General features: G+C 59.6%; 18 protein-coding genes and 1 pseudogene. 14 read left to right on the forward strand and 5 right to left on the reverse strand.

Annotated elements, in window-relative coordinates:
- Positions 1-493 (forward strand): annotated as a pseudogene (locus ACESMW_RS06365) (type I glyceraldehyde-3-phosphate dehydrogenase); the annotation flags it as partial.
- Between the two features lies 1 nt (position 494).
- Entirely contained in the window at positions 495-1703 is a 1209-nt protein-coding gene (gene arsJ, locus ACESMW_RS06370) for an organoarsenical effux MFS transporter ArsJ (RefSeq protein WP_372986222.1), read from the forward strand.
- Here arsJ and ACESMW_RS06375 read toward each other — a convergent pair.
- Genes ACESMW_RS06375 through ACESMW_RS06385 form a run of 3 tightly spaced genes read right to left on the reverse strand, consistent with a single transcriptional unit; the run spans position 1700 to position 4056 of the window.
- Positions 1700-2758 (reverse strand): ArsO family NAD(P)H-dependent flavin-containing monooxygenase, encoded by a 1059-nt coding sequence (locus ACESMW_RS06375; RefSeq protein ID WP_372986223.1) that lies wholly within the window; start codon positions 2756-2758, stop codon positions 1700-1702. The genes arsJ and ACESMW_RS06375 overlap by 4 nt on opposite strands.
- A gap of 4 nt (positions 2759-2762) precedes the next feature.
- Complete coding sequence (locus ACESMW_RS06380) at positions 2763-2999, reverse strand: thioredoxin family protein (protein WP_372986224.1); 237 nt, start codon at positions 2997-2999, stop codon at positions 2763-2765.
- Positions 3000-3039: 40 nt separating this feature from the next.
- Positions 3040-4056 (reverse strand): permease, encoded by a 1017-nt coding sequence (locus tag ACESMW_RS06385; protein ID WP_372986225.1) that lies wholly within the window; start codon positions 4054-4056, stop codon positions 3040-3042.
- A 186-nt stretch (positions 4057-4242) separates the two neighbouring features.
- Between ACESMW_RS06385 and ACESMW_RS06390 the strand changes: the two genes are divergently transcribed.
- Positions 4243-5427, forward strand: coding sequence for an MFS transporter (locus ACESMW_RS06390; protein WP_372986226.1), 1185 nt, complete (start codon positions 4243-4245; stop codon positions 5425-5427).
- Here ACESMW_RS06390 and ACESMW_RS06395 read toward each other — a convergent pair.
- The gene (locus ACESMW_RS06395) at positions 5424-5759 is read right to left on the reverse strand and encodes a TraR/DksA family transcriptional regulator (protein WP_372986227.1); all 336 of its coding nucleotides are present in this window, start codon (positions 5757-5759) and stop codon (positions 5424-5426) included. The two genes, ACESMW_RS06390 and ACESMW_RS06395, sit on opposite strands and share 4 nt — an antisense overlap.
- A gap of 27 nt (positions 5760-5786) precedes the next feature.
- A complete protein-coding gene (locus ACESMW_RS06400) occupies positions 5787-7013 on the reverse strand; it encodes an MFS transporter (protein ID WP_372986228.1) in 1227 nt (408 codons plus the stop codon).
- A 195-nt stretch (positions 7014-7208) separates the two neighbouring features.
- Here ACESMW_RS06400 and ACESMW_RS06405 point away from each other — a divergent pair, with 195 nt between their 5' ends.
- From ACESMW_RS06405 to ACESMW_RS06455, 11 genes are all read left to right on the forward strand, one after another.
- Positions 7209-8846: a peptide chain release factor 3 gene (locus ACESMW_RS06405; protein WP_372986229.1), complete on the forward strand. Its 1638-nt coding sequence runs from the start codon at positions 7209-7211 to the stop codon at positions 8844-8846.
- Positions 8847-8859: 13 nt separating this feature from the next.
- The gene (locus ACESMW_RS06410; RefSeq protein WP_372986230.1) at positions 8860-9993 is read left to right on the forward strand and encodes a DUF3524 domain-containing protein; all 1134 of its coding nucleotides are present in this window, start codon (positions 8860-8862) and stop codon (positions 9991-9993) included.
- Positions 9993-12077, forward strand: coding sequence for a HelD family protein (locus tag ACESMW_RS06415; protein WP_372986231.1), 2085 nt, complete (start codon positions 9993-9995; stop codon positions 12075-12077). Before ACESMW_RS06410 ends, ACESMW_RS06415 begins: the two co-directional genes overlap by 1 nt.
- A gap of 282 nt (positions 12078-12359) precedes the next feature.
- Entirely contained in the window at positions 12360-13865 is a 1506-nt protein-coding gene (gene nhaB, locus ACESMW_RS06420; protein ID WP_372986232.1) for a sodium/proton antiporter NhaB, read from the forward strand.
- Between the two features lie 84 nt (positions 13866-13949).
- Positions 13950-15437 carry a SulP family inorganic anion transporter gene (locus ACESMW_RS06425; protein ID WP_372986233.1) on the forward strand — a complete coding sequence of 496 codons (1488 nt, stop codon included), beginning with the start codon at positions 13950-13952 and terminating at the stop codon, positions 15435-15437.
- A 13-nt stretch (positions 15438-15450) separates the two neighbouring features.
- Positions 15451-16338, forward strand: coding sequence for a universal stress protein (locus tag ACESMW_RS06430; protein ID WP_372986234.1), 888 nt, complete (start codon positions 15451-15453; stop codon positions 16336-16338).
- A gap of 288 nt (positions 16339-16626) precedes the next feature.
- A complete protein-coding gene (locus ACESMW_RS06435) occupies positions 16627-17016 on the forward strand; it encodes an OsmC family protein (RefSeq protein ID WP_372986235.1) in 390 nt (129 codons plus the stop codon).
- Positions 17017-17035: 19 nt separating this feature from the next.
- Entirely contained in the window at positions 17036-18220 is a 1185-nt protein-coding gene (locus ACESMW_RS06440; RefSeq protein ID WP_372986236.1) for a thiolase family protein, read from the forward strand.
- Positions 18221-18225: 5 nt separating this feature from the next.
- Entirely contained in the window at positions 18226-18777 is a 552-nt protein-coding gene (locus ACESMW_RS06445; RefSeq protein ID WP_372986237.1) for a sigma-70 family RNA polymerase sigma factor, read from the forward strand.
- A gap of 53 nt (positions 18778-18830) precedes the next feature.
- A complete protein-coding gene (gene nifJ, locus ACESMW_RS06450) occupies positions 18831-22424 on the forward strand; it encodes a pyruvate:ferredoxin (flavodoxin) oxidoreductase (RefSeq protein WP_372986238.1) in 3594 nt (1197 codons plus the stop codon).
- Positions 22417-23409 carry a dihydroorotate dehydrogenase-like protein gene (locus ACESMW_RS06455; RefSeq protein WP_372986239.1) on the forward strand — a complete coding sequence of 331 codons (993 nt, stop codon included), beginning with the start codon at positions 22417-22419 and terminating at the stop codon, positions 23407-23409. Before nifJ ends, ACESMW_RS06455 begins: the two co-directional genes overlap by 8 nt.
- Position 23410: the final 1 nt, after the last annotated feature.

Raw genomic sequence — 23410 nt, forward strand, 5'->3', positions numbered from 1 at the left:
CAAGCACGGCTCCATCACCACCATCCACAGCCTGACCAACACCCAGACCATTCTGGATGCACCCCACAAGGACCTGCGCCGGGCCCGGGCCTGCGGCAGCTCGCTGATCCCCACCAGCACGGGTTCAGCCACCGCCATCATCGAAATTTTCCCGGAACTGAAAGGCCGGTTGGATGGCCATGCAGTGCGTATCCCGTTGACCAATGCTTCGTTGACCGACTGTGTCTTTGAAGTGGAGAAGGCCACTGATCGTGAGACTGTAAATCAACTGCTCAAAGAAGCGGCCGAGGGGGAACTCAAAGACATTCTGGGCTACGAAGAGCGCCCGCTGGTGTCCATTGACTACAAGACCGACCCGCGCTCGTCCATCGTCGATGCCCTGTCCACCATGGTGGTCAACGGTACCCAGGTGAAAATCTACGCCTGGTACGACAACGAGTGGGGTTACGCCAACCGCACCGTCGAGCTGGCCCGCAAGGTAGGTTCTGCCTGATATGACGGCCGCCATCCGACAGTACCTGGTTATCACCGGTAACTACTGGGCCTTCACCCTGACGGATGGGGCCCTTCGGATGCTGGTGGTGCTGCATTTCCATCAGCTCGGCTACTCGCCTCTGGAAATAGCCCTGCTGTTCATCTTCTACGAGTTCTTCGGGGTGGTGACCAACCTGGTGGGTGGCTACCTCGGCGCCCGCATGGGCCTGAACCGCACCATGAACATCGGGCTTTTCCTGCAGATTGTGGCACTGGCCATGCTGGCGGTACCGGCGGCGATACTCACAGTGCCCTGGGTGATGGCAGCGCAGGCGTTGTCGGGCATTGCCAAGGACCTGAACAAGATGTCCGCCAAGAGTGGCATAAAGTTGCTGGTGCCGGACGAGCAGCAGGGCACCCTGTACAAGTGGGTGGCCATTCTCACCGGCTCCAAGAACACTCTGAAAGGCGTCGGCTTCTTCCTTGGTGGTGTGCTGTTGATGGCGGCCGGCTTCAAGGGTGCCGTCATTATCATGGCGGTGGCACTGGGCGCTGTCTGGCTCGCCAGTCTATTCCTGCTGGGGCAGGATCTGGGCAAGAGCAAGGCGAAACCGAAGTTCAGCGAGATTCTGTCAAAAAGCCGGGCCATCAATGTGCTCTCGGCGGCGCGGATGTTTCTGTTCGGTGCCCGGGATGTGTGGTTTGTGGTGGCGCTACCGGTCTACATGGCCACCGTGTTCGGCTGGGACCACTGGCAGGTGGGTGGTTTCATGGCCAGCTGGATTATCGGCTATGGTTTTATCCAGACCATTGCCCCGAAAATCACCGGCCACTCCAATGGCAAATCCGGCGCCGTGCTCTGGGCGGCAGGTCTGGCACTCATTCCAGCCGCCATTGCCGGTGCCCTGATGGCAGGCTGGCCGGCGCAAACCGTGGTCATCGGCGGCCTCCTGCTGTTCGGGGTGCTGTTCGCCATCAATTCCTCCCTGCACAGCTACCTGATCGTTAGCTACGCTCGTGGCGATGGCGTATCGCTGGACGTGGGTTTCTACTACATGTCCAATGCAGCCGGCCGGTTGCTGGGAACCATCCTGTCCGGCTGGATTTTCCAGGCCTATGGCCTTGAGGCATGTCTGTGGATATCCGCCGGACTGGTGGCTACCGCTTCGCTGCTATCACTGATGTTGCCAGAGAAGCGGCCGGTGATTTTTAACCAATCGGGACACTAGCTCTCAAGGTGCTCTTTGATTTCATGCGCAGCAGCCCGGGCGCTGCGCATGACCCCAAGCAAAGTGGCAGAGGCAAAACCGGTCCAGTCGCCATAGCCGACGAGCCACAACCGTGGTTCCTTTACGGAACGTGTGCCGTCCGTTTTCACGCGTCCATCGCTTTCCACCACACCCAGGCTTTCCAGGTGGTCCAGGGCTGGCCGGAACCCGGTGCACCAGATAACGGCATCGACCGTTTCCTCTTGGCCATCGGGCCAGACCACACCGTCTTCGGTGAAACGGGTAAACATTTGCCGGGTTTCCAGCACGCCCCGTTCACGGGCTTCCATGACCGGAGGCACCATGACTATATCCGCCAGGGTTCCGGCAGGTGTGTATTCGCGCCCTTCCTGTTCGGCTTTCCACTTCTCGGTGGCCATTTCGAACAGAGCCCGGCCGTCCACATCATCCGGCAGAAACTTGGGCGGGTGGCGGGTCACCCAACTGGCATTGGCCACCCGGGAGACTTCGGCGTAGATCTGGGCACCCGAATTGCCACCGCCGATCACCAGAACCCGCTTGCCCTCATAGGCCTCGGGTTGCCGGTAATGGGCAGAATGAATCTGCTCGCCCTGAAAATTCTCTATACCCTCCACCGACGGTATGAACGGATGGCTCCAGGTGCCGGTAGCGCTGACAACCGCCCGGGCGTAGTAGGTGCCATGGTCGGTTTCGACGACCAGTCCATCGCCACCTCCGGTGACTGATTTTACCGTCACCGGCCGGTCCACCGGGATGTCGTAACGGCTCTGATAACGATCCAGATAATCGATGACTTCATCCCGCTTCGGCCACTCACCATCCTCGGTCTCCGGCATCTGCCAGCCGGGCAGGGAACTCCACTGCGCTGGCGAAAACAGCTGCAGCGAGTCCCAGCCGTGGCGCCAGGCACCACCCGGTGCTGGTTCACGGTCCAGCACCCGATAGTCCAGTTTGTGGCGGCGCAGAAAATAGCCGGTGGCCAACCCGGCCTGGCCGCCACCAATCACCAGAACATCAACGGTTTTTGGGCTCATGGGGTTACCCGTTCAGCCAGCTGACAATCTTGTCATGCTCCGGAATGGAGCCACTGTGAACCACCTTGCCGTCAACAGCGACGGCCGGGGTGGACATGACCTGATATTCCATGATTTTCGCAGGATCGGTCACTTTCACCACGGTCACTTCCTGGCCCTGTTCTTTGGCGATCCGCTCGATACTTTCGGCGGTGGTTACACATTTGCGGCAGCCGGTGCCGAGAACCTCGAATGTTTTCATAGCTTTCTCCAACGTGTTGGTTGTATCCGTTACGGTTTGATCAGAACCCGGCGAACAGCCAGGGTCCGATGGCATTGATCACCCAGCCGACCACCATGAAGTTGGCCAGCAGGATCACAAAGATGATAGCCAGCAGCCGGAAGGTCATGACCTGCTTGAGCATGATGAATTCCGGAAAACTGGCCGCGACGGTGGCCATGCAGAAGGCCAGGGTGGTGCCCACCGGCAGGCCCTTCACGATCAGGCTTTCCATCACCGGTATCACACCGGTGGCATTGGAATACAGGGGCAGCCCGGCAAATACGGCCGCCGGTACGCTCCACCACTGGCCGGAGCCCAGGTTTTCGGCAAACCAGCCGTCGGGGACAAAGCCGTGCAGGGCGGCACCCAGGCCAACGCCGATCAGCACCCACTTCCAGATCCGGCCGACGATTTCCTTCAGTTCGTCCTTGGCAAACTCATGCCGTTCCTGAAAGCTCATTTTTGGTGCTTCAGGCACTTCAGGACTGCCCGGGTGGCTCTGGGCTTCGGCCGCCGCTTTCTGATAAGCCTTGGCGGCAAAGTCTTTCAGCCAGCGCTCGCCCTTGATCGCATCCAGAATCATGCCGCCAACGATACCCACCGCCATGCCGATCACGATGTACGCCACGGTGAACTTCCAGCCCAGCAGGCTCCAGAGCATAATCACCGCCACCTCATTGATGATAGGCGAGGTGAACAGGAACGCCATGGTGATACCCAGGGGAATGCCGGCGCTGGTGAAGCCCAGGAACAGCGGAATGCTGGAACAGGAGCAGAACGGGGTAATGGCGCCAAAACCGGAGCCGAAGAAATAGCCCACCATCCGGTGCTTCTGCTGGATATAGGCCCGCACCCGCTCAAGGTTGAGAGATGCCCGCGCCAGTGCGATCACGTAGATCATCACCACCAGCAGGAACAGGATCTTGGTGGTGTCCTCAATGAAGAAATGGATGGACGTGCCCAGTTTGGTTTCCGGGCTCAGACCGATCAGATCATAGGTCAGCCAGTTGGCCAGTAGGGTGAATATCTCAAGCATGGGTACGATCGCCCTTGTTTTGGCGTTGATAATGATGGCTGATTAGGTGACGAATCACTGACAAAAAGGATACTCCCGTTCTAATAAAAATTTGCTGATCCGGAGCAAGGCACCAAAGTAGCATGTGTTCATGGAGCGTCCTGGTTATAGTCTTGAGGCCATGATTCAACAACGAAGACAATAACAATGATCGAGTTACTGCGGCGTTTTCCTCTGCCTGTGATTGTGCTGGCCCAGTTGTTCGGCACCTCCCTCTGGTTCAGCATCAATGGCGTCTGGTTGTCCCTCTCGGCCCAGTTGGGGCTGACCGAGACCGATCTGGGCCGACTGACCCTGGCGGTTCAGGCCGGTTTTATCGTTGGCACCCTGACCATCGCCGTGACCGGTCTGGCGGACCGCTTTGGCGCCAGCCGGATTTTTGCCCTGTCGAGCCTGCTGGGCGCCCTGGTTAATGGCGGATTTGTCTTTGCGGCCGGGCAGCCACCCCTGGATTTCATCCTCCGATTCGCCACCGGTCTTTGCCTGGCGGGTATCTATCCCCTGGGCATGAAAATGGTGATCGCCTGGACGCCGAAGTACGCCGGCGCAGCGCTGGCCTGGCTGGTGGGCATGCTTACCCTGGGTACCGCCCTGCCGCATCTGATGCGCGGGGCAACGCTGGGGATGCCCTGGGAACTGCCCCTGTTGGCGGCCTCAATGCTCGCTCTGGTGGGCGGAGGCCTGGTTTTTCTGCTCGGTGACGGCCCCCACCTTCCGAACAGCAGCGGTCCGATTCCGTTGAGCCAGGGCCTGGCAGCATTGCGAATGCCAAGGTTCCGGGCGGTGGCCGGGGGTTACTTCGGCCACATGTGGGAACTCTATGCGTTCTGGACACTCACGCCTTTATTGATTGGTCGGGAGCTGGAGCGCCTTGGGGCAGGGGATGGCCTGATTCCCTGGCTGGCCTTTGCCGTAATCGGTATTGGTGGCCTGGGTTGCGTGGGCGGGGGCCGGCTCAGTCGCAGCAAGGGTAGCGAATGGGTGGCCCGGCGCGCGCTGACAATGTCCGGCATCATTTGCCTGCTTTATCCGGTTCTGGGTGGGCTGCCATCAATCATTCTCATCGTGCTTCTGTTTGCCTGGGGCCTGAGCGTGGTTGCCGACTCACCCCAGTTCTCCGCCCTGGCCGCCGCGACCGCGCCCAGGGAGTCGGTGGGTTCGTCGCTGGCGGTGATGAATGCGGTGGGTTTCGGTCTGACCCTCCCCGCCATCTGGCTCACCAGCGGACTCTGGAGCCAGCTGGACGTGTGGGTGGCGTGGTTGCTGGTGCCCGGGCCGGTGATGGGGCTCTGGTCCCTGGCCAGGGGGCGCAAGCCGGTGCCAGAGGCTTAGCGGGCACAATCAATGCAGTAGAGCGTGGTGGGGTCGATTTCCAGGCGCTTCGGGTTGATCGGCTCGCCACACTCCATGCATTCCCCGTACTCGTCGTTGTCAATTCGCGTCAGAGCCGCTTCGATCATTTTCAGTTGGCGTTCTGCCCGTTCCTTGCCCGCCTTGGCCAACGCCTGGCTCTGCAGGGCATCCATTCTGGAGAGGCGGCCAACGCTTTGCTGGTCCAGGTGAACGGTTCCGCTGCTTTCGTCCCGGACTTCACTGGTTGAAAGCAGGTCTTCGCGGAGTTGGAGCAGGAGCTGACGAAACTTTCCCAGTTCTTCCGGAGACATTCGAATACCTCATTTGCTCTGTGAGTTTCAGGCCCTATGGCCGAGCCTCGGCACGTTTGCAGTCTGGGCCAGAACTGCGCTGCCAAGAACCAATACCGCAAACAGAACCCCAATGCCAGTGGTTGCCACACCAGCATCCAGCAGGACACCCACAAGAATCGGCGATAGGGCGGTGGAGAACACCATGCTCGCCTGCGCCACGGAGCGGATCGCCCCGATGTGTCGAACGCCGTAGCGCTCTGGCCAAATTGCGCCGCCCGCTGCGCCGATAAACCCGAGGCTGATGCCGCAAAGGGCAAGGTAGAGATTGGGCGTCCAGGTGAAATCCGTCAGGCCCAGTACCAGCATGCTACAGAAGATAGGGATCAGGCCATAGCTCAGGGATCGCTGGGCACCGATCCGGTCGACCAATGGGCCACCAAAGAACAGGCTGATGATGTGCCCTGCTGCAAACCCCGTGAACGCCAGCCCAATCTGCTCTGTTGACCATCCCCGTATTTCGGCAAAAGCGGACTGGTGAAACAGGATGGCCGTGACGGTAAACGGCACGATCAGAGCGGCGGGCAGAATGAGATAGAAGCCCGGATCTCTCAGAACTTGGCCGCGGCTGAAAGCGACAGTGGCATCCTGGTCCTCGTGCCGGTCGGCGTTATCGCCTGACAGCGATGCAGGATGTGCGGCATGTCGGGATAAATAGAGCAGCAGAGGCAGCAACACCGCTAGCAGAATTCCGGCAGCGATGAACCACGGGGTACGCCAACCACTGGTGGCGAGAATCAGCCCGGCGGACAGCGGCAGGATGGCTTCGGCAATGGGAAAACCGCCCGCTGTCAGGGCCATGATCCGGCCGCGATTGTGTTTGAAGTATCGCCCCGCCGTGCTCAGGCCGATATGGCCCATCAGTCCCTGACCACCCAGCCGCGCCAGCAGAAACCCGGGTATCAGCAACAGCCAGTGCGGAGTAACGGCGATGGTCAGGCACCCGGCGGTCAGAACCGCGACCGCCAGGATGGTGATTCGATTGAGAGACCATCGATCCGCCAGTGGGCCCAGTTTCAGGAGCAGGATTGCCGAAGTGAGTGTGGCGAGACTGTAGATCAGGCCATAAGTGCTGTTCTGCAGGGCAAAGGTTTCACGAATTCCGCTACCGAATACCGAGAAGAAGAATGTCTGTCCGAAACCCGAAGAGGCGGTCGCCAGTAACGCGAACACCGCCAGTCTGGGGTTTTCTCGCATGAATGCCGGAACTATCACGTGGAATCCTGTTTGGTCTCTCGATTGATTGGTTTTTGACCGGTCTGTTCAGGTTTGTTAGTCTCTGCCTATGTTGTTGAACCCATCCATTGAGAACAGGTTTTCTCCACTGTCGGACGTCTGTCCGCCCTAGCCCTGTAGTGAACCAAGTCGTCCTGCCCAATCAGGTTCATTGCTACAGGGGATTTTTAATTCATGAGTACAAAACCCGTGGCCGCCTCGGCCGTTCAGGGATCGCCGGACATCCATTCGGAAGTTCAGCGCCGTCGGTCGTTTGCCATCATTTCTCACCCGGATGCGGGTAAAACCACGCTCACCGAAAAGCTGCTGATGTTTGGCGGAGCCATCAAGTCCGCGGGAACCGTCAAAGGCCGTAAGAGCAGCAAGCACGCCACGTCCGACTGGATGGAAGTGGAAAAGCAGCGGGGCATTTCCGTGACCAGCGCGGCCATGCAGTTCGAGCATAATGGCTGTGTGATCAACCTGCTGGACACCCCCGGCCACCAGGATTTTTCCGAGGATACCTATCGTGTGCTCACGGCGGTGGATGCCGCGCTTATGGTAATCGATGCGGCCAAGGGTGTGGAATCCCAGACCATCAAACTGCTGGAAGTGTGCCGCTCCCGTAATACGCCGGTGATCACCTTCATCAACAAGATGGACCGGGAGGTGCGCCCGCCGCTCGAGGTGATCGATGAGATCGAAGAGGTGCTGGGCGTCGAATGCTCACCGGTTACCTGGCCTCTGGGGATGGGCAAGGGCTTTGCCGGCGTCTACAACATCCACGATGACCAGCTGGTGCGCTTCGATCCCGGGCAGGATCACGTGCACTCCGATAGCCAGGTCTTCGAGGGTATCCACAACGAAACCCTGAAGGCCGAGTACCCCATTGAGCACGAGGCCTTTCTGGAAGAAATCGAGCTGGTAAACGGTGCCGGCACCCCCTTTGACCTTGACCGGTTTCTGGCCGGTGAGCTGTCCCCGGTTTTCTTTGGCTCAGCGATCAACAATTACGGCGTTCAGGACATCCTGAAGGCGCTGGTGGACTGGGCGCCGGCACCTCGCCCCCGGGCGGCGGAAACCCGCACCGTACATCCGGACGAAACCCGGTTCAGCGGCATTGTGTTCAAGATCCAGGCGAACATGGACCCGCAGCACCGGGACCGGATCGCCTTTGTCCGTATCTGCTCCGGACAGTACTTTGACGGCATCGCCATGAAACACGTGCAGTCCGGCAAGAAGTTCCGCTGCTCCCAGGCCATCACGTTTATGGCACAGGACCGCAGCCGGCTGCAGACAGGCTTTGCCGGCGACATCATCGGTATCCAGAACCACGGCCGCCTGAAAATCGGGGATGTACTCACCGAAGGCGAGAACCTGGAGTTGGGCGGCATCCCCTATTTCTCACCGGAGCTGTTCCGGATTCCGCGCCTGAAAGATCCGCTGAAAACCAAGCAATTGAAGCGCGCTCTGAAGGAGTTGGGCGAGGAAGGCACCATCCAGGTTTTCGAACGCCTTGAGGGCGGTGAAGTGATGCTCGGTGCCGTTGGCATACTGCAGTTTGAAACCGTGGCCCAGCGCCTGGAATCCGAGTTCAGGGTGAACGCGACCTTCGAGCCGGTAAACATCCACAAGGCTCTATGGGTAACGGCGGACACCGATCAAATGCTGAAAAAATTCGAGCAGGCGAATCACCGCAGACTGGCCCGGGATGCTTCCGGGTCGCTGACATTCCTGGCACCCACCCGCCAGATTCTGGAGCTGGCCAAAGAAAAATGGCCGGAGGTTACCTTCCACACGACCCGCGAGTATCGCGGATTAGAGGTGGCCTGAGCCGGACAGCACCATGAACAAATCCCTTTTGCTGCAGAACAACCTGCCCAGGGTTCTGCTGCTGTCCGGCTACGATGCGGCCAGCCATAAACGCTGGCGGGACCAGCTCACCGGCATGTTCGGTGACTACCACTGGCAGACCCTGGCGTTGCCGCCCCGGTTCTTCCGCTGGCGTATTCGCGGCAACCCCCTGAGCTGGCTGAACGAACGGGCCCTGCAAGAACACTGGGACCTGGTGATCGCCACCTCCATGGTGGACCTGGCCTCGCTACGAAGCTTTCACCCACATCTGGCCCAGACGCCTTGCATTCTGTACATGCACGAGAACCAGTTTGCCTTTCCGGTCTCCAAAAAACAGAGATCCAGCGCCGAACCGCAGATGGTGAATCTCTACAGTGCAATCTCCGCGGACCAGGTGGTCTTCAACAGCGCCTGGAACCGGGACAGCTTTCTTGATGGCGCCTGGGAATTTCTCGACCAGATGCCCGACGGCGTCCCGGATGGTCTGATTGCCCGTTTGCGGGAGAAATCCCGGGTAATCCCGGTGCCGATTGAAGACAGGTTGTTTGTCTCCCGCGAGAGAGATTACAACCGGGACTGCCCGCACCTGCTCTGGAATCACCGTTGGGAATACGACAAGGGGCCGGAGCGCCTGCTGAAGCTTTTACAGGCCCTGGATCAGCGCGCACTCCCGTTCCGGTTGAGTGTGGTGGGCGAGCGGTTCCGCAACCACCCGAAGGCGTTTGACCAGATCCATGAGCAGTTCGGCGACTGCATTGAACGGTGGGGATTTCTGGACAGCCGGGAAGACTATGATCGGCTGCTGGGCCAGGCCGACATTGTTCTCTCCACCGCCCTCCATGATTTCCAGGGGCTCTCCATGCTGGAAGCCATGGCTTCCGGCTGTATGCCACTGGCGCCTGACCGGCTCGCCTACCGTGAATATGTCCCGGACCTTTCCCGTTATGAGAGTCACGAGCAGGATGCGGACCGGGAGGCGGAGGCTGCGGCGGACTGTCTGGAGGAGCTGCTTCAGCAGACGTCCGCCCCGTGTCAGCCGGATGCCTGGCGCGCCTCGGAACTGGCCGGTCAGTACCAGTCCCTGTTTGACCAATTTCTCCAGACCGATCGGAGCAACCAAGCCTGATGAGCAATATGAACGTTGAGTCCTCCATGGCGAAACTTGAGGAAGCCCGCCAACTTGAGGCCGTTCAGTTCCGTCTTGAGCGAGCCCTGAAAGAAGCGGATGAGCGCCTGGAGGCCTACCAGAACGACATCCAGTCGCAAAAGGAATACCTGTGGAATAGTCGCGACGAGATGGACCACATCGAGAAGATTTCCGCCCGGGAATCCATCCAGCAGGCGGTGACGACCGGGGAATTCGTGCTGGACCAGCGCAAGCGATTGATCAAGCTGCGGCAATCGCCGTATTTCGGCCGCTTCGATTTCCGGATGTCGGGCAATGAACAGCCTCACCCTGTCTACATCGGCGTGCACCATTTTTACGACGAGGTCGATAAAGAAAACGTGGTTTATGACTGGCGCGCGCCCATAGCGTCCCTGTTCTACGACTACGAGACCGGCCCGGCCAGCTATCAGGCCCCGGAAGGGCAGGTGAGTGGCGATATCGAACTCAAACGCCAGTTCCGTATCCGCAACGGCAGCATCGAGCTGATGATCGACAGCGCCGTGAACGTGGTGGACGACGTGCTTCAGGACGAACTGGGCCGGGCCACCGACGACGGTATGAAGAACATCGTGGCCACCATCCAGCGAGACCAGAATGCCATCATCCGCAACGAGCACGCCAAGACCCTGATCATCCAGGGGGTGGCCGGCTCCGGTAAAACCTCCATTGCGCTGCACCGCATTGCCTTTCTGCTGTACCGGTTCAAGGACACGCTGAGCTCGGAAGACATTCTGATTATCTCGCCCAACAGTGTGTTCGCCGACTACATCTCCAACGTGTTGCCGGAGCTGGGGGAGGAGACCGTCAACGAAATCGGCATGGAAACACTGGGCAAGGAGCTGCTGAAAGACCAGTATCGCTTCCAGACCTTCTTCGAGCAGACGGCGGAACTGCTGGAGAAAAACGACGAGCAGATGAAGCAGCGGCTTCGCTACAAGGCCAGCCCGGATTTCCTCAAGCAGCTGGGTCGCTACGCCGATGAGGTGGAAAAGCACCGCTTCGCCTCGGAGGATCTCTGGATTGCCCGCCGGCTGGTGCCAGCCTGGCTGCTGGAGGAAACTTTCCGCAAGCACCGAAACCTGGATACGACCGCCCGGGTGAACCAGGTGGCCCGGGAAATCGAGCAGAAGATCGGCATTCAGTACAACTACGACCTGATGCCGGAGCAACGCAAGGAGCTGAAAACCGCCATCAAGGGCATGGTCAAGCAGTCCACCCTGCGGGAAACCTACAAGCGCTTTTTCGAGTGGGCCGGACAACCGGACATGTTCAAACCTGCAAAAGGCGGCAAGCTGGAGTACGCGGATGTATTCCCGCTGATCTACCTCAAAATGCGGCTGGAAGGCATCCGCTCGCCCTGGCGCAACGTGAAACACCTGCTGATTGATGAGATGCAGGATTACACGCCGGTGCAATACGCGGTGATCGCCCGCCTGTTTTCCTGCAAGCGGACCATACTGGGAGACACGTTCCAGTCGGTGAATCCCTACAGCGCCTCGGCCGTGGCCGATATCCAGAGCGCCTTCCGTGACGCGACCTGCGTGACCCTGAACAAGAGTTACCGTTCCAGTTATGAAATTGCCCGTTTCGCCCAGCGGATCTCGCCGAATCCGGACCTGGAGATCATTGAGCGCCACGGCGACGAGCCGGAGGTGCTGGCCTTCAACAGTCGGAAAAAAGAAATCGACGCCATCAAGGCGCGAATTGCCGAATTCGAAGATTCCCGGTTCAACACCCTGGGCATTATCTGCAAGACCCTGAAGCAGGCAAAACGGCTGCACAAGGCCCTTGAGGGTGAAAGTGACAGGTTGCAGCTGCTCGGCGAGGACAGTCAGAGCTTCGCGCCGGGCGTAATTGTATGTACCGCGCACCTGGCCAAGGGCCTGGAGTTTGATTACGTGGTATTGCCGGAGGTGAATGAGTCCAACTACCAGACGGATATGGACCGGAACCTGCTCTATGTCGGGTGCACCCGCGCCATGCACCGGCTAACCCTGACAGCGACGGGCGAGGTCACTCCGCTTCTTATGGCTCCACATTAATGTCACGGGCATTTTACTTACAGCTCTAAGAAAATTTACGTAGACAACTTACTTTTAACGCCGGGGTCTGATAGACTCCGCGCCCTCTTTTATGCAATTCATGACCTTTATCAAAGAAACCGATACCCGACTGTGACGATCCCTCCGCCCTAGCGTTCAAGCTCTACACCCTCCCTGGTTTACCTGTTGAGCAAGGTTCACAACTCTATTCATAGTGCCGTGAAAGGGTGCATGGATACGTTTGTCTCAACGTTTCGCGAACGGAACTTCGGTTGTCTGGCAATGCCCAAAACGGTTATCTCTGGTTTTACCCACAATTTTCTCGGCAATGCGCCGGCCTGGTACAAGCAAACCATTCTTCTCTTTTTGCTGATCAATCCACTGGTGGTCTGGCTGATAGGGCCCGTTGCCGCCGGCTGGTTGCTGGTGGGCGAGTTCATTTTCACCCTGGCCATGGCGCTTAAATGTTATCCCTTGCTCCCCGGTGGACTGCTTGCAGTCGAAGCCCTGTTGGTTGGCCTTGCTACGCCGGAAGCTGTCTACCACGAGGTGCTGGTCAACCTGCCCGTCATCCTGCTGCTGATGTTTATGGTGGCCGGTATTTACTTCATGAAGCAGCTCTTGCTGGTGGCGTTTACCCAGATCCTGGTGGGCGTTCGCTCAAAGTCGGCGCTTTCGCTGCTGTTCTGTGCGGCGGCCGCCCTTTTGTCCGCTTTCCTGGATGCGCTGACCGTGACTGCGGTCATTATCACTGTTGCTGTCGGCTTTTACTCGGTCTACCACAAGGTCGCCTCGGGGCGCGGTTACCACCATGCGGATCACAACGCCCAGAGCGATGAGCATGTCATCGAGCTCCACCGGGAGGACCTGGTTCAGTTCCGTGGGTTCCTGCGTAGTCTGTTGATGCACGGTGCTATCGGTACCGCCCTTGGTGGTGTGGCCACTATGGTGGGCGAGCCCCAGAATCTGCTGATAGCCAAGGTGGTGGGCTGGAACTTCAGCGAGTTTTTCCAGCGCATGGCGCCGATCAGCATGCCGGTTCTGGTGGCCGGCCTGGCAACTTGCTGGTTCCTGGAGAAGCTGCGTTGGTTCGGGTATGGCGCACGCTTGCCCAAGCCCGTCCGCCAGGTCCTGGAAGAATTTGCCGATAATGAGCGTAAAAAACGGACGAAAGCCGATCAGGCGGCGCTCTGGGTCCAGGCAGTGGCGGCCGTGGTCCTGGTTACCGGGCTGGCTCTGCACATCGCGGAGGTGGGTCTGATTGGTCTGCTGGTGATTATCCTGATCACTTCGTTCAACGGGGTGACCGACGAACACCAGATCGGAAAAGCCTTCCAGGAATCACTGCCGTTTACCTCCCTGCTGGTGGTGTTTTTCGCGGTGGTGGCCGTAATTCACCAACAGCATCTGTTCAAGCCGGTGATTGATTTTGTCCTGGCCCAGCCGGAGGCACAGCAGCCGGCCATGTTCTTCATTGCCAACGGATTGTTGTCGATGATCAGCGACAATGTCTTCGTGGCTACCGTTTACATCAGTGAGATCAAACAGGCTTTGGATGCAGGTGCTATAAGCCAGTCGCATTTCCAGGACCTGGCTGTGGCCATTAATACTGGCACCAACCTGCCCAGCGTGGCTACGCCCAACGGCCAGGCGGCATTTCTGTTCTTGCTGACGTCAGCCGTTGCGCCACTAGTGCGCTTGTCCTATGGACGCATGGTTGTCATGGCCTTTCCCTACACTCTGGTACTTGGCGGCATTGGCCTGATTTCCGTCATCCAGTTTTTGTAATCAACAAATAACAAGAAACGACGCAGCCTGATTGGCAGGTTGCGCCTTGATCGTTTTTGTAACCTTTAACCGGATTAAGTGAATATGCTCAGCAGTATACGAAACAACTGGTTTTCCAATGTTCGCGGCGACCTGCTCGCCGGTATTGTGGTGGCCCTGGCTTTGATTCCGGAGGCCATCGCCTTCTCCATCATTGCCGGTGTTGACCCGAAAGTAGGCCTGTACGCGTCGTTCTGTATCGCCGTCGTCATTTCCTTTGTTGGCGGCCGACCCGGCATGATTTCCGCCGCAACCGGCGCCATGGCCTTGTTGATGGTCACGCTGGTGAAGGAGCACGGTCTGGAGTACCTGCTGGCCGCAACATTGCTCACGGGTATCCTGCAGATTGTTGCCGGTTACCTGAAGCTTGGGGCACTGATGCGCTTCGTATCCCGTTCTGTTGTAACCGGGTTTGTGAACGCACTGGCGATTCTTATTTTCATGGCCCAGCTGCCAGAGCTGACCAATGTTACCTGGCATGTTTACGCCATGACAGCGGCTGGCCTGGGCATCATCTACCTGTTTCCACTGATTCCGGTTATCGGCAAAACCCTGCCCTCGCCATTGATCTGTATTGTGGTGCTGACCGCCGTTGCCATGGTCTACAACATCGATATCCGAACCGTTGGTGATATGGGCCAGTTACCGGACACCCTGCCAATTTTCCTGTGGCCGGACGTGCCGTTAAACCTGGAAACTCTCATGATCATCCTGCCGTATTCCGTGGGCTTGACCGTAGTGGGGCTGCTGGAGTCCATGATGACCGCCACCATCGTGGACGATCTGACCGACACCACCAGTGACCGCAATCGCGAGTGCAAGGGCCAGGGCATCGCCAACATCGGCTCAGGCCTGCTCGGTGGCATGGCTGGCTGTGCCATGATTGGCCAGTCCATCATCAACATCAAATCCGGCGGTCGTACCCGGCTTTCCAGCCTGGCTGCGGGGGTCTTCCTGTTAGTGATGGTTCTGGTGCTGGATCAATGGCTGGTGCAGATTCCCATGGCGGCCCTGGTGGCGGTAATGATCATGGTGTCGATCGGTACCTTCAGTTGGGGGTCTATCAAGAACCTGAAGGAGCATCCGCTCTCAACCAATATCGTGATGGTGGTGACGGTGATTGTGGTGGTTGGCACTCACAACCTGGCGTTCGGTGTTCTGGCGGGTGTCTTGCTCGCGGCCCTGTTCTTTGCCAACAAGGTCGGCCATTACATGCTCGTTACCTCGGAGTTCGATGAGGAATCGGATACCCGCACCTATAACGTCGTCGGCCAGGTGTTCTTCAGCTCCTCCGAAAAGTTCATCGAATCCTTTGATTTCAAGGAAGCGGTGGATAACGTGGTCATCGATCTGAGTCGTGCCCATTTCTGGGACATTACCGCCGTTGCCGCACTGGACAAGGCTGTGGTCAAGTTCCGCCGGGAAGGTTCGGATGTCGAGGTGATCGGGCTGAATGAAGCCAGCGCAACGATCGTGGATCGGTTTGGCGTCCACGACAAACCCGATGCCGTAGAACGCTTGATGGCCCACTAACGGAGAAAATGCGATGACAACTGACAATCGTGAAACCAGTGTTCAGAAGCCTCTGCATGTTGTGGCCTGCATTGACGGCTCCCATGCTGCCCCGGCGGTTTGCGACTACTCGGCCTGGGCCAGCCTGCGTATGGGCGAGCCCTTGATGTTGCTTCATGTGCTGGATGAGGAGAAGTACCCCGCCAGAACGGATATGACCGGTAGCATCGGCCTGGGGAGTCGCGAGCAGCTGCAGGAAGAACTGGTTAATCTGGACCAGCAGCGCAGTAAGCTGGCCCTCAAGCAAGGCCACCTGCTACTGGACGAGGCGGAGCAAAGGGTTCTGGCTGCTGGCGTCGAGAAACCCGTCAAACGCCAGCGCCACGACGAACTCGCCGGTTCCCTGGTGGAACTGGAGCCCGAATCCCGGCTGTTTGTGATGGGGCTTCATGGTGAGAGCAGTGCCGCCGCTGGTCGTCATGTTGGTAGCCAGCTGGAGACCGTCATTCGGAGTGTTCACCGGCCGGTCTTCCTGGTTCCGGACGAATTCGAGGCACCGAAGAGTGCCATGCTGGCGTTCGATGGCAGCCCGACGGCGTTCCGAAGCATCGAGTTACTGGCCGGGACGCCGGTATTCAAGGGAATGCCTATGCATCTGGTTATGGTCGGCTCGGATACCGAAGAGCATCAGGCACAGCTCAAGCGGGCAGAGGAAGCCTTGGCGGAGCAGGGGATGGAAATACATCTGGCCATCCGTCAGGGCGACGTGGAGGAAACCCTGCACGCCTACCAGGAGGAGCATGACATAGACGTGCTGATCATGGGTGCCTACGGTCATTCCCGTATTCGTCGGTTCCTAGTGGGCAGTACCACCACCAGAATGCTCGAAACTGCAAAGAAACCCTTGGTGATTCTCCGTTGATAGCATGTCGATAGACCTTTTATGAAGTGGCGCTGAAATACTTGAGCCCGCTTCATGGGCTTGCTGGTGGGTACCGGCTTGCCCACATCTAATAGATGCCTGCCCCCTCACGCCGTTGCCCCTTGCTCACAAAACGCCGTCGAAAGATTGCTATCTTAGAATCCGGACACAATGATGGTAGTGAGGCCTTTGAATGGGCCGTTCGTTTATCACGATGAACATTGATGAATGGCAAAAACCGGGAGCATGGTCACGATGGCAGATCCAAACGGAAAAATGACATTTGATGTGGTTACGCGTCGAGAAGACGCGCACGGGAGTCGGGCCCAGTGCAAAGATGCCGAGATCGTGCTCGACACCGATATGGCAGGCCGCCGCGATGCCTTCAATCCTGCGGAATTGCTGTTGGCAGCGTTGTCCGCGTGTATCATCAAGGGTATCGAGAGGGTGACGCCCATCCTGAAATTCGAGCTTCGAGGCGTTGAGGTCCGGGTTCATGGGGTGCGCCAGGACACACCGCCCTGCATGGAGTCCATTGACTACGAGATCATCGTGGACACCGGTGAAAATGATCGCCGTCTCGAACTGCTCCATGAGAACGTGAGGAAATACGGTACCGTCTTCAACACGGTGGCACCGGGCACCCAATTGAACGGCGTATTGCGCCGGGCCGATTGAACAGCAAGGGAGACAGAGTATGACTAAGCGGGATGTGGTGTTGTGCAGTCCGGTCCGGACGGCAATAGGGACCTACGGCGGTAGCCTGAAGAGCGTGTCGGCACCGGAACTCGGTGCAGTGGTCATCCGTGAAAGCCTGTCCCGGGCCGGATTGGCTGGGGACAGGATTGATTCCGTAGTGATGGGCAATGTGATCCAGGCCGGGGTGAAGATGAATCCGGCCCGTCAGGCCGGGATTGGTGCGGGCTTGCCGGTGGAGGTGCCGGCGCTGACCGTTAACCGGGTTTGTGGTTCCGGCGCCCAGGCCATTGCCACGGCGGCCACGGATATCTGGGCCGGATTCGCGGAATGTGCGGTCGCCGGCGGTATGGAAAACATGGACCGGGCCCCCTATTTGCTGCCCCAGGGCCGTTGGGGTGCGCGCATGGGCGATACGGTTCTCCATGACAGCATGCTGATGGATGGCCTGAACGACGCGTTCAGCGGCCAGCATTCAGGCTGGCATACGGAAGACCTGGTGACCCGGTATGGCATTTCCCGCGACGATCAGGATCGCTGGGCGCTTCGGTCCCAACAACAGTTTTCCGAGGCCCAGGCCAGAGGATTGTTCGAGCCAGAAATCGTTGCCGTGGAAGTGCCCGGTCGTAAGGGAACAACCCGATTCGAGCGGGATGAGCATAATCGTGCGGACACGACCGCCGAATCCCTGGCCCGCCTGAAGCCCGCCTTCCGGAAGGACGGGACCATTACAGCCGGCAACGCGCCCGGGCTGAACAGTGCCGCCTCGGCCATGGTGGTGGCTGATCGGGGCTGGGCCGAGCACCAGAGCCTGGAACCGGTGGCACGGTTGGTCAGCTTTGGGGTGGGTGCGGTCGAACCGGGGTTCTTTGGCCTGGGGCCGGTACCGGCGGTAAATCAGGCGCTGTCGCGGGCGGGTTGGAAAGTGTCTGATGTTGACCGGGTGGAGATTAACGAGGCGTTTGCCGCCATCACCCTCGCCTGTCTTCGCGAGATTGGTTTTGCCGAGGATATTGTCAACGTGGAAGGTGGTGCCATTGCCCATGGCCATCCCATCGGTGCCAGCGGGGCGGTACTGACCACCCGACTGTTGCACTCCATGAAACGTGACAGCTTGCGGCGGGGCATTGTGACCCTCTGTATTGGCGGCGGTCAGGGCATTGCCCTGGCCCTGGAGGTGATCTGATCGAGATGGCCTTTGACTGTGTATTAAAAGCCTGGCACGACCACCAGGCCGAGCTTCGCGGCTTTCTGATCGGCCAGATGAAAGAGACGGCCATGGCGGATGACCTGTTGCAGGATGTGTTTTTCAAGGCCATGCGCGAAGGGCAGGATTTCTGTGAATTGCAGAATCCCCGGGCCTGGTTGTTCCGGGTGGCTCGCAACGCACTTACCGACAGCCATCGCCTGCGCAAGCACTGGGTGCCGGTGCCGGATCATCTGCCTGATGAGCGTGCTCCGCAGCGGGCACCGGTGGATGAACTGGATGCCTGTATCAACGCGACCCTGCCGGATCTGGCGGAAAGCGACCGCGACATTCTCCAGGCCTGTGATCTTGGGCCCATGTCCCAGGATGCCTACGCCCAAGCGCAGGGGCTGTCATTGCCGGCCACCAAGGCCAGGATCCGGCGCGCGAGGGAGCGTTTGCGGGAGGCGTTGGCGCGGCGTTGCAATGTGGTGCTGGATAGCTCAGGCAATGTCTGTTGCCACAGTGAATCGGATGGTACCGCTTGCGGCCCTTAGGGGCTCCGCCTAGACTCCATAGAGCCTGCGAGCACTAACAAGGAGGGGTAGTGATGGCGTTCAAGACCCTGGATGGCAATGAAGCCGTGGCCTCGGTGGCCTATCGACTGAGTGAAACCATTGCCATTTACCCGATCACCCCCGCCTCGGTGATGGGTGAGCACGCGGATGACTGGGCCGCGCTGGGTAAGCCCAACCTCTGGGGCCAGGTGCCCGGGGTGGTGGAAATGCAGTCCGAGGCGGGTGCCGCAGGCGCCATGCACGGTGCCTTGCAGGCGGGTTCGCTGGTGACCACCTTCACTGCTTCCCAGGGGCTGCTGTTGATGCTGCCCAACTTGTACAAGATTGCCGGCGAGCTCACGCCTTTGTGTATGCATGTGGCTGCCCGCAGCGTGGCCACCCATGCACTCTCCATTTTTTGCGACCATTCCGATGTGATGAGCGCCCGGGGCACCGGTTTCGCCCTGCTGGCCTCGGGTTCGGTGCAGGAAGCGCAGGATCTGGCCGCCATTGGCCATGCTGTCACTCTGGAAAGCCGGGTGCCGGTGTTGCACTTCTTTGATGGTTTCCGCACGTCCCATGAGATTGCCAAGATTACCGCGCTGAGCGACGACGAACTGAAAGCGCTGGTGCCCCATGAAGGCATCGAAGCGCACCGCAACCGCCGCATGACCCCAGACCGGCCGGTACTGCGGGGAACATCCCAGAACCCGGATGCCTTTTTCCAGGCCCGGGAGGCCATCAACCCCTTCTATGAGGCTTTCCCGCAGCGACTGGAAACCGTGATGGCCCGGTTTGCCGGCATTACCGGCCGGTATTACCAGCTGTTCGATTACGTGGGCCACCCGGAGGCCGAGCGCGTGATCATCCTGATGGGTTCCGGTGCCGAATGCGCCCATGAAACCGTGGAATGGCTGATGGGGCAGGGCGAGAAAGTGGGGGTGCTCAAGGTGCGCCTGTTCCGGCCCTTCGCTACCGAGCGTTTTCTCGAGGCGCTGCCCGATACCGTGAAGCACCTGGCGGTGCTGGACCGCACCAAGGAGCCTGGTGCCCAGGGTGAGCCGCTGCTGCTGGAAGTCAGCGGCGCACTCATGGAAGCCTTCAGCCGGGGCGATCGCCCCAACCTGCCACGGGTGATCGGTGGGCGCTATGGCTTGTCCTCCCGGGAGTTTACCCCGGCCATGGTCTGCGCGGTGTTTGACCAGCTTAGCGAGTCATCACCAAAAACCCGCTTTACCGTCGGTGTTCGCGATGATGTAACGCAGCTTTCGCTGGAGGTGGATAGCGAACTGGATATCGAGTCACCCGACACCCGGCGTGCGTTGTTCTTCGGGCTTGGTTCCGATGGCACCGTCAGCAGCAACAAGGCCAGTATCAAGATTCTGGGGGAGGGGACTGACCTCTTTGCCCAGGGCCATTTTGTCTACGATTCCAAGAAATCCGGTGCCACCACCGTCTCCCATTTACGGTTCGGGCCACACCCGATCCGTTCCAGCTACCAGATCCGCCAGGCCCAGTTTGTCGCAGTACATGCGCCCCAGTTTCTGGAAAAGTTTGATGTGCTGGAGCACGCCGCGCCGGAGGCCACGGTGTTGCTCAATGTACCCTGGGCACCGGAGGAAGTCTGGGACCGGTTATCCGTGGAAGCCCAGCGGGTGCTGGTGGAACAAAGGGCCAGACTGTTTGTGATCGACGCGGCCAGCGTGGCCGACAAAGCCGGCCTGGACCGGCGCATCAACACGGTGATGCAGGTATGCTTCTTCGCCCTGGCGGACATCCTGCCCCGGGACGAAGCCATATACCATATCAAGGAATCCATTCGCCAAACCTGGGGCCGCCGCGGGCCAGAAGTGGTGCGCCGTAATGTCGAGGCGGTGGATTCCGCCCTGGACAACCTCCACGAAGTGCCGGTGCCTGAGGAGGTCACAGCCACCCGCAGTCGACCGCCGCGAGTGCCGGAGGATGCGCCGGATTTCGTGCAGAAGGTTACCCGCCTGCTGATGGACGGTCAGGGCGAAAAGCTGCCGGTCAGTGCCTTCCCGCCGGATGGCACCTGGCCCACCGGCACCAGCCAGTACGAGAAACGCAGCATCGCCCAGGAAATCCCGATCTGGGAATCGGATTTGTGTGTGCAGTGCAACTTCTGCGCGATGATCTGCCCCCATACCGCCATCACCAGCAAGGTCTTTGAACCCGAGGCGGTAAAGGGCGCGCCGAACGCGTTTGAAGTGGTGCCGGAGGGCTTCACGCCCGAACTCGAGGGCCTGGACTATCGTCTGCAGGTGGCTCCGGATGATTGCACTGGTTGCGGACTGTGTGTCGAAGTCTGCCCGGCCAAGGACCGCACCCAGCCCAAACGCAAAGCCATTAACATGCAGCCAATCGAGCAGCACCGTGAGGTTGAGGCGGAGAACCTGGCGTACTTCCGCAACCTGCCGGCAGTGCCCAGAGAGCGGATTCCCAGGGACTTCAAATCGCTGCCGCTGCTGATTCCCCTGTTTGAATACTCCGGTGCCTGCGCCGGCTGCGGCGAAACCCCCTACATCCGTCTGTTGACCCAGTTGCTGGGTGACCGGCTGCTGATTGCCAACGCCACCGGCTGTTCCTCCATCTATGGCGGCAACCTGCCCACCACCCCATACACGGTCAATGCCGATGGCCGGGGCCCGACCTGGAACAATTCCCTGTTTGAAGAGGCTGCGGAACTGGGCCTGGGCATGCGCCTGGGATTGAACAGGTTGGTTGGTCGGGCCCGGCAATTGCTGGATGCCTTGAGGGATCACCTGCCTCACGAGCTATACAGCGGCCTGACTGGCCCTTGCACGACTCTGGACGAGGCCGCCATGGCAGCACGGCGCGAGGCGATAGGCCGGTTGCGTGCCTGGCTGGCGGATCAGCAGGGTCCGGAGGTGCAGGAACTGGAAACCCTGGCCGATGAGCTGTGCCCCAAGAGCGTGTGGGTGATCGGTGGCGACGGCTGGGCATACGACATCGGTTACGGAGGCCTGGACCACGCCCTGGCCTCCGGCCAGAACCTTAAGTTGCTGGTGCTGGACACCGAAGTCTATTCCAACACCGGCGGCCAGCAATCCAAGGCCACCCCAATGGGCGCCGTGGCCAAGTTTGCCGCCGCCGGCAAAGAGACCCGCAAGAAGGATCTGGGCCTGCTGGCCATGAGCTACGGCCATGTCTATGTCGCCCAGATTGCCATGCAATCCCATAGCAACCAGGCGGCCCGGGCCCTGCAGGAGGCCGAAAGTTTCGATGGCCCCGCCCTGATCATTGCCCATAGCCCCTGCATCGCCCACGGCTACGACCTGGTGCATTCGCCGGCCCAGCAGAAGCGGGCGGTGGACAGCTGGGCCTGGCCGCTGTACCGGTTTGATCCCCGGCGCATCGACGAGGGCCTGCCGCCGCTGCAGCTGGATTCCGTGCGCCAGAAGGTACCCATGAAAACCTACATGCAGGAGGAGGCCCGCTTTCGCATGCTGGAACTGAGAGACCCGCAGCGCTACGAGCAGCTGGCCGCCGCTGCCGGCGAGGCTGCAAAGGAGCAGCGTGAGCTGTACATGCAGCTGGCAGGTATCCACTTTGAACCCCATGAGTCGCCAGCCGATCCGGACCAGGGAGCAGACCACCATGACTGACCTCAGTACCCGATGGCTCGGGTTGAATCTGCGCTCGCCCCTGGTGGTGGGCGCCAGCCCGCTGACCGATGACCTGGGCGCCCTGAAGGCCTGTGTTGATGCCGGCGCCGGTGCGGTGGTGATGCACTCCCTGTTCGAGGAACAGCTGGTGGCCGAGCAGATGGCGGCCCATCGTTTTATCGATTCCCGCATCAATATGGATGCCGAGGCGCGCTCGTTCTTTCCCGAATCCGAGGTGTTCGAGATGGGTTCCGGCAGCTACATCAAACGCCTGGAGCAGCTGCAAAGCGCGCTGGATGTGCCAGTGATTGCTTCGCTTAATGGCATTTCCCCCGGCGGTTGGATTCAGCATGCGGGGGAACTGGAAAGCGCCGGTGCGTCGGCCATCGAACTCAATCTCTACGATCTGGCCACGGATCCTGCCGATACCGCCGCGACGCTGGAACAGCGACAGCTGGAAGTGGTGCGCTCGGTGGCCGAGCAGGTCAGCATTCCGGTCAGTGTCAAACTGTCGCCCTACTATTCGGCGCTACCGGCGTTTGTGGCCGGAGTGGAAGCCGCCGGGGCCCGGGGACTGGTGTTGTTCAATCGATTCTATCAGCCGGATATGGATCTCGATGAGCTGGCATTGAGCCGGGACGTGGTGTTGTCGTCCAGCGCCGAACTGCCGCTGCGGCTACACGGAGTTGCCATGCTGTTTGGCCGAACCGGACTTGAGATGGCCGTTTCGGGTGGCGTCCACCGTGGGGACGATGCGGCAAAAGCGATCCTGTCGGGCGCCACGGCTGTGCAGGTGGTCTCGGCCTTGCTGGCTGAAGGGCCTGAGGCTCTGGCCAGGATCACTGAGGAGATGAAGAGCAGACTGTCGGCAATGGGCTACGACTCACTGGCCGAAGCCCGAGGTGTCCTCTCCCTGGAAAACGCCCCGAACGCTCAAACGTGGGAACGATTGAACTACGCCCGTCTGTTACACGGCTGGCAATGAC

This window comes from Marinobacter sp. (assembly GCF_041690455.1).
GTDB lineage: Bacteria > Pseudomonadota > Gammaproteobacteria > Pseudomonadales > Oleiphilaceae > Marinobacter.